The sequence below is a fragment of the Shewanella scandinavica genome (assembly GCF_031932065.1).
Lineage (GTDB): Bacteria > Pseudomonadota > Gammaproteobacteria > Enterobacterales > Shewanellaceae > Shewanella > Shewanella baltica.
Genome location: NZ_JAUOES010000012.1, coordinates 63,166 through 75,726 on the forward strand (window position 1 = coordinate 63,166; position 12,561 = coordinate 75,726).

The window sequence follows — 12,561 nt, forward strand, 5'->3', positions numbered from 1 at the left end:
ATATGAGTCAGAATATGACGCCACCGACCACGAGCTCTAGCGGCGCAGAGTTTCATTTTCAAGCGCTAACGCCGGATTTGATCTTAGATGCGATCGAAAGTCTGGGCGTGTACCCGGAAACGGGTTTGCTTGCGCTGAACAGCTACGAGAACCGCGTGTATCAGTTCCGCAGCGATGAAGGGCTGCGCTATGTGGTGAAGTTCTATCGACCCGACCGTTGGAGCGACGCGCAGATCCAAGAGGAGCATGATTATGCGCTCGCACTCGCGGCAGAAGATATCCCGATTGCGGTACCTGTGATCATCGAAGGTCATACGTTACACAAGTATCAAGGTTATCGATTTACCTTGTTTCCTTCATTAGGTGGCCGCGCCTTTGAAGTCGATAATTTAGAACAGCTGGAATTAGTGGGTCGATTCATCGGTCGTATACATCAGTACGCGGCGCAAACGGTATTTGCTGAACGTGAACCCTTGAATCCGCAGATTTTAGGCGCCGAGCCGCTCGCGTGGTTAAAGCAATCCAATCTGGTGCCTAACAGCCTACGCTTACCGTTTTTTACCGTCGTTGAGCAAGTGTTGGCTAAGGCGAATGCGATTTGGGAGCGCCAAGATTTTGCGGCCATTCGTTTGCATGGCGATTTACACCCAGGCAATATTTTGTGGACGCCAGACGGTCCCGGATTCGTCGATTTAGACGATGCGCGTATGGGGCCAGCGATTCAAGATTTATGGATGATGTTAACGGGTGATAGAGCACAGCAGTTGATGCAGCTTGAAATTTTACTCGAAGCCTATGAAGAGTTTTGTGAGTTTGATACCAGGCAGTTAGCCTTAATTGAACCGCTGCGGGCGCTGCGTATGGTGCACTACAACGCGTGGATTGGCCGTCGCTGGGACGATCCTGCTTTCCCGATGAACTTCCCGTGGTTTGGGGATGAAAAGTATTGGGAACAGCAGATCTTGGCATTTAAGGAGCAACTTTTTGCCCTTGGCGAGCCACCACTGAGCCTAGTGCCTTATTAGTATTGAGCAAAATATGATGTCACAGACGTATCTTGTGACATTAGATTGAACTCTTAAGCTTGAGTTACACTCAAAAAATGGAATATGTTAGTCTCCAGCCAATTTATCAAAAATGATTTAAGGAATTTGCATGAAAAAAGTATTACTTATGGCCGCGGCTTTATTACTGGCGCCACTAGCTGTATCGGCTGTGGAATACCAAGAAGGTGTGCATTACACAGTGATTAACGATGGCCCAGCAACCGCTAAGCCAGAGATCACTGAGTTTTTCTCTTTCTATTGCCCACACTGCTTTAATTTCTCTAAAACAGTAGTGCCAAAAATTCTCGCCGAAAAGCCTGAAGGCGTAGCGTTTAACCAAGCACACGTTGATTTTATTGGTAAAGAAATGGGCGTTGAAATGTCACGCGCATTTGCTGTTGCACATCAGTTAAATGTCGATGAAAAAATGGATGCGGCGTTATTTTCTGCCATTCATGAGAAAAAAGAACACTTCACTAGCCTTGCCGATATTCGTGCCCTTTTCGTGGCTAACGGTGTCGATGGTAAAACCTTCGATGCGGCGGCAGAATCTTTCATGGTGAAGGCGCAAATGGCGAAAATGAAGCGTGATACTGAAAACGCTAAGCTGACAGGCGTACCTGCTCTTGTCGTTAACGGTAAGTATCGTGTTGAGACTGGCGCGATTAAATCCTACGACGAACTGTTAGATATCGCTTTCTACTTAACCAAAAAATAGTTTTATGGCGTTATCACATCACTGTCATGCGGGTTTGTAATAATGCTGAATATACTGAGTTTGAAAGGAGCCTGAGGGCTCCTTTTTTATTGCGGTACGGCGCAGACTAGGCGATTTTGAGGTTAGTCGATTGAACTTATTGAATAAAAGCGAGGCAAAAAATAGGCAAAAAAAACCGTACTTCTTGTAAAAGAAAGTACGGACTTGAGCCAGAGGACTCATTTTTACCCTGAGTAACGCTGTTAATTTAGCAGAGCGTCAAAAAAATGGCAAGTGACATTATTATGGCGTTTTGTTTATTTGGGTTACAGCGTGGCAAATTGATAAGTTAACTAAATCAGATGATTAACTGTTTTTGGCAATAAATTATGAAAAAAAGCACGCTAACGATGAAACTCAAGTGGTAAAGCTTCTGTCAAACAACTGTAATCAATAACAACAAGAATGCTTGTAGGTGGTCATATGAGAGTTTTTCCTGTCTACGCACCTAAGCTTATCGTTAAGCATGCGCGTATTTTTCTCACTGGTGTTATTTGGGTTAAAGACTTAGGACGATTGGAATTTGAGAAGGGACGGTTTTTGCTGCCAAGAAAAAGCCTGCCAAAAGTGAAGCAGGCTATTTTAGAATTGAACGAACTGATCGAAGCGCAGCATCATCAAACAAAGGCTGTTTAGATTTCGCTGTTTAACAAGCCAACAAGGCCAGTCACTTTTTCGTTCCAAGAAGTGAGTTCTTCTTGTAGTTGCTGGTTTTGCGCATTCAATTGTTGATTGTGCTCACTCAGCGTAGACGCTTTTTGCTTCTCTTCTTCAAGCTCCATTTTTAGAAGCTCGATCGTTTCGAGTGCAGCCTGGATTTTGGTTTCCAGTTTGGACAGTAATTCAAGGCTCATCTGGAGAGTCCTATGGTTTCTGGATGGGACTGTGATTCTAGCAGTGCCTAGAACTTAAGGAATAGCGATTCTTGTCGTTTGGTCAAAAAATACCCTATTACTGGGTTCTAAATTAAGTTTTTTTGCATTTGTTATTAACTCGTTAGTATTCTTGGTTTTATTTTTTATCGGAATGGTCCATGTCGCCTAGTCTGCTCGCCATACTCCCGCTACTGTTGACCTTAACCTTAGCCCTGTTTTTACGTCGTACACTGGTGGCGTTAGGCGTCGGCATCGTCTCTGGCGCGCTATTGCTCGCCCAATTTGACCCACTGCAAACTGGGCGGTATTTGCTTGATATCGGCGTTAAACAATTCTATGCCCAAGGTGCTTGGCAAGCGTGGCACCTCAATGTGCTATTGGCCATGTTGCTGCTAGGCAGCATGACGCAGTTATTAGCACGTGGCGGCGCCGTGGGTCAGTTTGGTGATTGGCTTTATAGCCGTATCCGCACTGAACGTCAGGCACGTCTGGGCGTCGTTTTCCTTGGTTGGTTAGTGTTTATTGATGGAATTTTCAGTTGCCTTGCCGTCGGCCATGTTTGTCAGCCATTGAGCCAGCGTTATGGCATTCGTCATGAGCAGCTCGCCTATTTGGTCGATTCCAACGCTTCACCTCTGTGTGCGCTATTGCCTTTCTCTAGCTGGGGCCCCTATGTGATGGCTCTGATTGCGGGGATCAGCTTTTTGCCCGTGTCACCGCTGGAAGCCTTTATCGATGTGGCTTTATTTAATTTTTACGCCATAGTGACTTTAGGTTTATCCGTGCTTGTCGCTTGGTATGGTGTGGGGTTTCGCTCTTTTGTTGCCCCTATAGAGGCCAAATCCTCAAATGCGGTCGAGGTTAGGGGAAATCCTTGGCTGCTTGCTATTCCTATGCTGACGCTGTTATTGGCTTCAGTGGGATTAACTTTGTGGTCGGGGGCTCAGCAGGTCTCGTCTTGGGATGTGTCGCTCTGGCTGGCTAAGGCTGATATTGGCGCCTCTATGCGCGACGCTTGTTTGTTGGCGACCTTAGTCACTCTGATTATGTTGAGCTTGTCTGGGCGACGTTTAACGGCGTTAGTGGGGGACTTGAGCCACGGTGTGCGTATGATCGCTTTCGCCATTGCGATTTTGCTCTGTACTTGGATGATTGGCGCTGTGATCCAAGATCTTGGCGTGGCGAAATTGTTAGCTGCTTGGGCTAAGTCTTATCTTTCTCCGCACTTGCTGGTGGCGGGCATGTTTTTACTCTGCGCGATTATGGCTTTTGCGACGGGTTCAAGCTGGGGAACATTTGCGATTATGATCCCGATTGGCGCTGAGATTGCCCATAATTTAGATCCTCATCTGTTGTTACCAGTATTGAGCGCTGTGATGGCGGGGTCAGTTTTTGGCGATCACTGCTCGCCGATTTCAGATACCAGCGTGCTCAGTGCGACCAGTTCAGGTTGCGCCCCCCATGACCACGTGGTGACTCAGTTGCCCTTTGCGTTAATCGCGGCGTGTTCGGCCTTGGTAGGATTCCAATTAGTGAATTTAGCTGTGGCGACGCCGTTAGTGTGGTTGGCCGTGGTGAGCTGTGGTCTCGGTTTATTTGCCTTGATGGCACGTTTCTACTCGCCTTGGCCTAAGTTAGCGGCGCAGACATAACGCCTGTTTATCGTTAAAATGGCCTATTCGGTTTGAGTGAAACCCTTTATTTCAATGTACTGATTTAAGAGATGATCAATATGAGCATTACCCGTTTAAACGTTGGCACCCGCATGAGCAGCATAGTCATTCACCAAGGTACTGTGTATCTGTGTGGCCAAGTGGCGAAGGATAAGTATCAAGATATCACTGAGCAAACCGTCACTATGCTGGAGGAAGTCGATACCTTGTTAGCTCAGTCGGGGAGTTCACGTGAGCATATATTGTCAGCGACTATCTATCTGAAAGACATGGGTGATTATGATGCGATGAATGCCGTATGGGATGCTTGGGTGCCTAAAGGCCATGCACCAGCCCGCGCTTGCGTGCAGGCTGCTATTGCTGAGCCCGAATATTTGGTTGAAGTGTCTGTGATCGCGGCGATCCAGTGACCGATTTCAACCGATAAAATTATAGTTGCCATGTGTTGCCACTGTTAATCTTGTTTAGTGGCAATAAGCACCCTGCCAAATTCAGCATTCGCATCGGCAGGCGTGATGGCAACGATATGGTCGAGCCTAAGGGCGTGTTGAGTTTGCTGCTGGATAACAAGCCACTCGGTTTTGTCGGCTCTGGTCTGCGTGGTGATGGCTTGGCCTTGGCACTGGGTGCCATCAATAAGCTCAATCTTGAGCTGATAACCGCGCAGGCAGGCAAGTTCGAGGTAATCGTAGTGTTCGCAGGGGATCATTTTATAATCTGACATAGGGTCGTCTCATTGGGAGTTCGACCCTATTGTGGCAAAAATACTTGCCATTGGCATTATATGCGCGCCCCTCTTGACTTTATTCCTGTCGCTCCCTAGTCTGCTTGTTCAGTAATCAAGGTGGTATGCGATGGAAATAACTTACAATTTAAAACCTGCGTCTGAGCGCCGTACTGAGCAATTCAAGCCCGAGGGGAATGTGGGCTTTGGTAGCCTCAGAACCGATCATATGTTTTTGATGGATTATCATGACGGACAATGGTGCGATCCGCGCATCGTTCCTTATGGTCCATTTGAAATGGCCCCGGGTGCAATGGCGTTGCATTATGGCCAGTCGATCTTCGAAGGCGCGAAAGCCTTTATGCACGAAGATGGCGAGATTTATACTTTCCGCATTAATAAGAATGCCGAGCGGATGAATCGCTCCGCCGATATCGTCTGTATTCCTAATATCGATGAACAAGTGCAGATGGATGCGATCAATGCGTTGATCGATGTCGATCGCCTGTGGTTCCCGATGCAAGAAGGTGCGTGTCTGTATATTCGCCCCTTTATTTTTGCGACCGAAGACCGTCTCTCTGTTAGCCCAAGCACGCGTTATACCTTCTGTGTGGTATTAAGCCCAAGTGGTGCTTATTACGCAGCGGGCGTGAACAAAGGCATACGCTTATTGATCAGCAAAACTTTCCATCGCGCGGTATCGGGTGGCACTGGCGCCTCAAAAGCGGCGGGTAACTATGCGGCTTCGTTGCGTGCGGGTAAAGCTGCGGCAGCCTTTGGTGCATCGCAAGTGTTATATCTCGACTCGACCAATCAACAGATTGAAGAAGCGGGCGCGATGAACCATTTCCACATCTTAAAAGATGGCACTGTGATTATTCCTACCTTCACAGATACCATTCTTAAGTCGATCACCTCGCAATCCATCATGGAATTGGGTGAGATGCTTGGTTGTGAAGTGCGCCAAGAGACTGTCATGCTTGATCAATTTATCGCCGATATCGAATCTGGTGAAATTGTCGAGGCGGGTGGTTTTGGTACAGCGGCCGTGGTTTCAGCTGTGGGCTCCTACATTTTTGAAGATGGCCATGTTGTCACTGTCGGTAATGGTGAAGTGGGCGAGCATGTTCAGCGCATCTACAAACTCTATACCGAAATCCAAAAGGGCCACATTCAAGGTCCAGAAGGCTGGGTTAAGCGTGTTGAACGTTTAGCAAAGTAAGGATGTTGTGGTGATGATTAAAGGCTCCTAGGAGCCTTTTTTATTGGCTATTTTTGACGATGACATTTGTAGGCTTCGCCTCAACTCAACTCAACTCAAATCAAATCGGCTGTGGCTTAGATTGGTTTTTGAGCAAAGTTAAAAAATCCGCGGCACTTAAGGGTTTACTGAGTAAGAAACCTTGTACTTGATCGCAACCTTGCATCGCCAAGAAGTTGAGTTGTTCTTGGGTCTCTACGCCTTCGGCGACAACGTTCAGGTCTAAACTGTGGGCGAGGGCGATAATGGCGCTGGTTATGGCGGCATCGTCGGGATCATTGGTGATGTCTCTGACGAACTCTCGATCAATTTTCAGCGTGTCTATCGGGAAGCGTTTGAGATAACTCAGGCTCGAATAACCCGTCCCAAAATCATCCACCGCTATGGTTAAGCCTAGGGCCTTGAGTTTTGACAAAATACTGACCGACTCCTGCGGATTGCCCATGATCATCGACTCTGTCAGTTCAAGCTCAAGGGACTGTGCTGGTAGACCAGAAACTGCCAAGGCCACTTCTATGGTGGAGATAATATCAGCCTTAAGCTGGCGCGCCGATAGGTTAACGGCGACAGTGATACCATTGAATCCTAAGCTGTTCCATTCGGCTAATTGCTGGCAAGCATGATTGATTACCCAATGGCCAATTTGGGTGATTATGCCGGTTTCTTCCGCCAGCGGAATAAACTCGACGGGGGAGATGGGGCCAAGTTCAGTGTGATGCCAACGTAAAAGCGCTTCTATCCCAGTCAGCGAGCCATCTTTTAAACAGAACTTAGGCTGATAAACTAAGCTCAACTCGTTGCGTTGAATCGCCTGTTTTAACCCACTTTCGAGTTGCACATGGCGCGTGGCAATTTCATTTAACTTAGAGGTGTAAAACTGGAAGTTATTCCTGCCTGATGATTTTGCGTGGTACATGGCAGTATCGGCAAATTTAATCAGCGAGTCGGCGTTGTCGGCATCGTTTGGATAGAGACTGATACCGATAGAGGTCGAAATGGTCAGCGTTTTATCGTCTAATAAAAAGGGCGTTTGGAATGCTCTGAGCACTTTTTCTGAGATCAAAGTAGCGGCTTTGGTTTTGGCCACTCCTTCTAAAATAATGGTAAATTCGTCACCGCCTAAGCGTGCAACCGTATCGCCATCGCGCACTGCATTTTGCAGTCTTCTGGCAACGGCTTTGAGCAGTAAATCGCCGACATGGTGACCCATGGAGTCGTTGATATGTTTAAAGCGGTCGAGATCTAAAAACAGTAAGGCGACGATATTGTTCGCTCTGTGCGCTTGGGTTATCGCGTGATTAAGCCTGTCTTGGAACAAGGTTCGGTTGGGTAGGCCAGTTAACGTGTCGAAACTGGCGAGGAAACGCAGATCTTCTTCGGCTTTTTTTCGCTCTGTAATGTCGGTAAATACCGCAACGAAGTGGCTGGTTTCACCTTTAATGTCGATAACTTGGTTGATCTCTAGCCAGACTAGAATTGCCTGCCGTTGTTTATTGCGGATCCACAGTTCCCCAACCCAATGTTTATGACGCAGCAGCTGCTGTTCAATGGTATTGAACAATTCACGCTGTTGGCGACCAAAGGCTAAGTGAGTAAAATGTCTGTCGCTGATTTGGCGTTCTGTGTAACCTGTTATCGTGCAAAATGCAGGGTTTACCGAGCGAATGCGATAGTCTAGGCCCGCTACGACAACGGCTTCATTCATGCTGTTGAGCACTTGTGAGGACAAGACCAACTCGTTCTCAATCAGCTTACGAGAGGTAATGTTACGGTTAGTCCCTGTCATGCGGATCGGGTTATCTAAACTATCTTTTTCAACCACTTTGCCACGATCTAAAATCCATACCCAATTACCCGGTGAGCGTTCGACACGGTACTCGGCTTCGAAGAAAGGTGAGCGGCCTTGAAGGTGCTCGTTTAGCTCAAGTTTGAATCTCTCTCTGTCTTCTGAGTGCATGCTCTCATGGGCAATATTGCTGCTATTCCAATGGGGAATCGAAGCATCCATATTGGTACGATAGACTCGATTTTCGGGTATGTTCCAGTCCCACATGCCATCGCCAGATGCCCACAGTGCCAGCTTTAGTCGCTCCTCAGAGGCGCGGATACTGGTTTCAAATTCACTTTGTATGTGACGTTTCTTTTTACGCCAGCGAATAATCCAAACCAGCAAGCCTAATGTGAGTAAGAAATAAAGGGCGTAGGCGAACTGAGTGCGATAGAAGGGGGCTTGTACATTCAGATCGACAAGCAGTGCATAGGCACCTGCTGAGTTGTATTGTAGGCCATGGCGAACATGCAATCGGTAATGACCAGGATTGATGTTAGTGAAGGTGATTTCATTGCCTGTGGGTAGCTCATGCCATTCGTTATCAAATCCTTCAAGATAATAGCTAAAACGATTTTTACCTGTGTAGCTGAAATCCAATGAGGTCACCTCAAAACTGATCAGCTGATCGCTATAGTCCATCACTATGCTAGGAGGATGACTTAAGTCGAGAATCGTATGGTCTTTTCCCGCAATGCTATAGCCTGTGAGCGCGACTTTAACATCGGGTCGTTGATCCGGAATCAACTTGGGATTAAAACGATTGATACCATTAATGCCACCAAACCAGAGATCGCCATCGCTGTCTTGCAGTTTTACACCACCGTTAAACTCCAGCGCCTGTAATCCCTCTTGCTCGTTGAATATGATGACACGATTGGTTTTAGGATTTAGTTTGCCTATGCCCGCATTACTGCTAAACCAAATATTATGTTGTTGGTCTTCTAATAAGGCGTAGATAGTATCGCTTGGTAATCCCTGATCGCGGGTGTAATGGGTAAAGCCTGCATTGGCATCTTGAGAAGGTAATATACTGATGCCACCATGGGTGGCGAACCACACCTCGCCCGCCTGAGTCACTAAAATATCGCGGACACGGTTATTGATTAAGCTTTTCTTATTAGCAGCTTGATGGAAGTAAGATTTCCCTATACCCGTCTGCATGTCCAGTTTCAACAAACCATCGAGTGTACCAATCCATAGCGTATCTTTATGTGCTCTTAGGATTAAAAGTTGGTTTTGTGCTGGAGAGAAATGGTCAATATTCGCCAATGAGATAAAAGTAAACTCATCGTTATCTATAGCCTTGCGATAGAGGGCGTGAGTCGTTGCTACCCAGAGATGGCCTTGATCATCAATTTCTAAATTACGAATATAATTGGCTTCAGAGCCTTGCTCCGTACTTGCATTGACCTTGAGTAATTGGAACTCTCCCTCTGGCGACAACCGGCCGAGTCCATAGTTAGTCGCAAACCAGAGCACGCCTGCTTTGTCTTGATCAATATCTCGCAGGGTGAGATTTAAATTGCGTTGATGCATCCCTAAGGCGTTCGCAAATCTCTCCGTAAAGTGCTCATATTGCCCGTTCGTTAACATGCGCTTAAGCCCTGCGCCTTCAGTACCTATCCAGAGGGCATCATCTTTACTGCGGAACAAGGTGCGAATATTGTTACTCTGTTGCGACAGATCTGGAGTGTATTCGAAAATATGCTGAAAATACTGGCGGCGGGTATTTATTTTATCTAAGCCCGAATAACTGGCGCCTAACCATAAATTACCAAAGGGATCTTGCAGCAAACTCAGTATGTTGTTTTCACTGATACTGTTGACGCGCTTAGGATCATACCTGTGGTAAGTCGCATTAAATGCTTTGTCGTTTCTCTCCAGTTGAATAAGACCCGCTTCAGGCCCGACGACCCAAAAATCACCCTGTTCAGTTTGGATAAAATCCTTGATATAAGGCACGTTATCGTCGGTCTGCCAAAGGATTTCGCCCTGTTGCGAGGCTAAGTTGTAGTGCCATAGCTGTCCACTGAGCGCTAAGCTGATCGAATAGGCCGAGTTCGCTTTAATTTGATAGGCCGTGACATTTTGCGGCACGTTCAAGCGGGTGATGGTATTTGCACTGACAGCAAAGGTGCCGCTATCTTGGGTTCCAGCTAACAGATAAGTGTTTTCAACATTGGCTAGGCTTGTGATATGGGGTTCGACACTATTACCTAAACTCACTTGGGTAATGCGTTTAGTTTTGATCGATAGGGAAAATAGTCCTGCTTTAGTGCCAATCCAGAGTGTATTACCCACTATGCTGAGTTTAGTGGTGCGGGGATCGGTTAAGCCTTGTTCTTGGCCAAAGTGTTCAAAGGTCCCAGTGCTCAAATCGAGTCGATTGACTCCTTGGCTGAACGTGGAAACCCAGATGTAGCCTTCTGAATCTTGAATAATGTCAGAGACATAACTTTCAGAAATACTGTTAGGATCGTTGGGCGAGTGGGTGAAAATATTGAAGTTATGACCATTATAGGCATGCAAACCATCTTGAGTGCCAATCCACAACATGCCAGCACTGTCCATAAACAGGCTGGTAATTGTATTCTGGTTGAGACCATCTTCACTGCGAATATGTTCAAATTTAAGCTGTGTAAAAGCCGCACTCAAGGGTTGCGTTAATCCATTGCACGATATCCCCCACAAACTTAGGATACAAAGCGCGCTTAGCACAAGCTTGTGGATTAGTTGACTCAAATTTTCCCCTACCAAAAAACGGACCCATCCTGATTAGGTTTCTATTTAGTTTAGTTCTTAGCCTAGACCTTACATGCCATTTTGCTGTAAAAATGCGACTTAAATTGCTGACTTGGTTTAAAAACAACCAAAATCGATGGGCACGATTCTGTAATAGATCATGCAATATATTAACTGTACCGTTTTACTGCCAATATTCTTTTTATGACGAGTTTGTATTCTGGCGTTTTTGCTAAAGGATCTTAGCATTGTTTCAGGTATGTCAACATATCATGCTAAGACAAATACGGGCGAAGCAGATTAAAATGATGGGCGAGAATAGAAAAAAGACCTTGCCGGAAGGGGGAGAAGCAAGGTCTTTGGTTGAACTGTTTTACTTAGATAAAGTTACGCAGCGGGCACGCGCACAAAACCTTCCATCAGCACCCGAGCGCTGCGGCTCATAATGGCTTTGACGACTGTCCATTCACCGTTGACCATTGACGCCTCAGCGCCAACGCGCAAGGTGCCAGAGGGATGGCCAAAACGTACCGCATCAATTTTATCCTTAGTGTCTCCGCCTGCGGCTAAGTTGACTAAAGTGCCGGGAATTGCCGCCGCCGTACCAATCGCAACGGCAGCCGTGCCCATCATAGCGTGGTGCAGTTTGCCCATAGACAAGGCGCGTACCAGTAGGTCAATTTCATCTGCATTGACGGTTTTACCGCTCGATGACACATAGGCTTTAGGCTTAGCGACAAAGGCGATCTTAGGCGTGTGTTGGCGTGCACCTGCTTCATCAATATGCGAAATCAAGCCCATACGCACGGCGCCATAGGCGCGAATGGTTTCAAATTTGGCAAGGGCGGCATTGTCACTATTAATATCATCCTGTAGCTCAGTGCCTGTGTAGCCTAAGTCTTCTGCGTTGATAAAAATGGTGGGAATGCCCGCGTTGATCATAGTAGCGTTAAAGTTGCCAATGCCCGGCACTTCTAGCACATCGACAACATTACCCGTAGGGAACATGCAGCCCCCTTCACCGTATTCATCGGCGGCGGGGCTCATAAACTCGATTTGCACTTCGGCGGCGGGAAAAGTCACACCATCGAGCTCAAAATCACCGGTTTCTTGCACTTCACCCTTGGTGATTGGCACATGGGCGATAATCGTTTTGCCTATGTTGGCTTGCCATATTCGGACTGTGCAGACGCCATTGTGTGGAATGCGGGCCGTATCAATTAAGCCATTGCTGATGGCAAAGGCACCGACAGCGGCGGTCAAGTTGCCACAGTTACCGCTCCAATCGACAAAAGGTTTATCGATCGCCACTTGGCCGAAGAGGTAATCGACATCGTGATCGGTTTGGGTGCTAGGGGAGAGGATTACAGTTTTGCTGGTGCTCGAGGTGGCTCCGCCCATGCCATCGATTTGTTTACCGTAAGCGTCTGGGCTGCCTATCACTCGCAGTAACAAGGCATCACGGGCGGCACCTGCAACTTGTGCGGCCTTAGGTAAATCCTGCAGACGGAAAAACACGCCCTTGCTGGTGCCGCCGCGCATATAAGTCGCGGCGACTTTGATTTGTGGCGCGTGGATTGTTGAAGCATTCATTCATTAACTCCAAAAGGACTCCCAATGGAGTCCAAATGAGCGCCAGTAACTTAATGGTG

10 protein-coding genes are annotated in these 12,561 nt (G+C 47.1%); 6 read left to right on the forward strand and 4 right to left on the reverse strand.

What is annotated here, in order from left to right; genetic code table 11:
* The first annotated feature begins 2 nt into the window (after positions 1-2).
* The 3 genes from Q4Q50_RS12330 (at position 3) to Q4Q50_RS12340 (ending at position 2,439) form a co-directional block, all read left to right on the forward strand.
* Positions 3-1,025, forward strand: a complete 1,023-nt coding sequence (locus Q4Q50_RS12330) for a serine/threonine protein kinase (RefSeq protein ID WP_220776585.1) — start codon at positions 3-5, stop codon at positions 1,023-1,025.
* 130 nt (positions 1,026-1,155) lie between these two features.
* Complete coding sequence (locus Q4Q50_RS12335) at positions 1,156-1,764, forward strand: thiol:disulfide interchange protein DsbA/DsbL (protein WP_220776584.1); 609 nt, start codon at positions 1,156-1,158, stop codon at positions 1,762-1,764.
* A 462-nt stretch (positions 1,765-2,226) separates the two neighbouring features.
* Positions 2,227-2,439, forward strand: a complete 213-nt coding sequence (locus Q4Q50_RS12340) for a DUF1107 domain-containing protein (RefSeq protein WP_106649149.1) — start codon at positions 2,227-2,229, stop codon at positions 2,437-2,439.
* Here the strand turns inward: Q4Q50_RS12340 and Q4Q50_RS12345 are convergent.
* Positions 2,436-2,657: a cell division protein ZapB gene (locus tag Q4Q50_RS12345; protein WP_006083484.1), complete on the reverse strand. Its 222-nt coding sequence runs from the start codon at positions 2,655-2,657 to the stop codon at positions 2,436-2,438. The genes Q4Q50_RS12340 and Q4Q50_RS12345 overlap by 4 nt on opposite strands.
* 179 nt (positions 2,658-2,836) lie before the next feature.
* On the opposite strand from Q4Q50_RS12345, the gene Q4Q50_RS12350 reads away from it, so the two are divergent.
* Both Q4Q50_RS12350 and Q4Q50_RS12355 read left to right on the forward strand, forming a co-directional pair.
* Entirely contained in the window at positions 2,837-4,330 is a 1,494-nt protein-coding gene (locus tag Q4Q50_RS12350; protein WP_311899531.1) for a Na+/H+ antiporter NhaC family protein, read from the forward strand.
* A gap of 80 nt (positions 4,331-4,410) precedes the next feature.
* Positions 4,411-4,761, forward strand: a complete 351-nt coding sequence (locus tag Q4Q50_RS12355; RefSeq protein WP_311899533.1) for a RidA family protein — start codon at positions 4,411-4,413, stop codon at positions 4,759-4,761.
* A 44-nt stretch (positions 4,762-4,805) separates the two neighbouring features.
* On the opposite strand, the gene Q4Q50_RS12360 is transcribed toward Q4Q50_RS12355, so the two are convergent.
* Complete coding sequence (locus Q4Q50_RS12360; protein ID WP_220591343.1) at positions 4,806-5,075, reverse strand: Rho-binding antiterminator; 270 nt, start codon at positions 5,073-5,075, stop codon at positions 4,806-4,808.
* A 130-nt stretch (positions 5,076-5,205) separates the two neighbouring features.
* Between Q4Q50_RS12360 and Q4Q50_RS12365 the strand changes: the two genes are divergently transcribed.
* Positions 5,206-6,297: a branched-chain amino acid aminotransferase gene (locus tag Q4Q50_RS12365; RefSeq protein WP_311899534.1), complete on the forward strand. Its 1,092-nt coding sequence runs from the start codon at positions 5,206-5,208 to the stop codon at positions 6,295-6,297.
* Positions 6,298-6,397: 100 nt separating this feature from the next.
* On the opposite strand, the gene Q4Q50_RS12370 is transcribed toward Q4Q50_RS12365, so the two are convergent.
* Positions 6,398-10,924 (reverse strand): EAL domain-containing protein, encoded by a 4,527-nt coding sequence (locus tag Q4Q50_RS12370; RefSeq protein WP_311899536.1) that lies wholly within the window; start codon positions 10,922-10,924, stop codon positions 6,398-6,400.
* A gap of 372 nt (positions 10,925-11,296) precedes the next feature.
* Positions 11,297-12,502: a 2-methylaconitate cis-trans isomerase PrpF gene (prpF, locus tag Q4Q50_RS12375; RefSeq protein ID WP_311899537.1), complete on the reverse strand. Its 1,206-nt coding sequence runs from the start codon at positions 12,500-12,502 to the stop codon at positions 11,297-11,299.
* Positions 12,503-12,561: the final 59 nt, after the last annotated feature.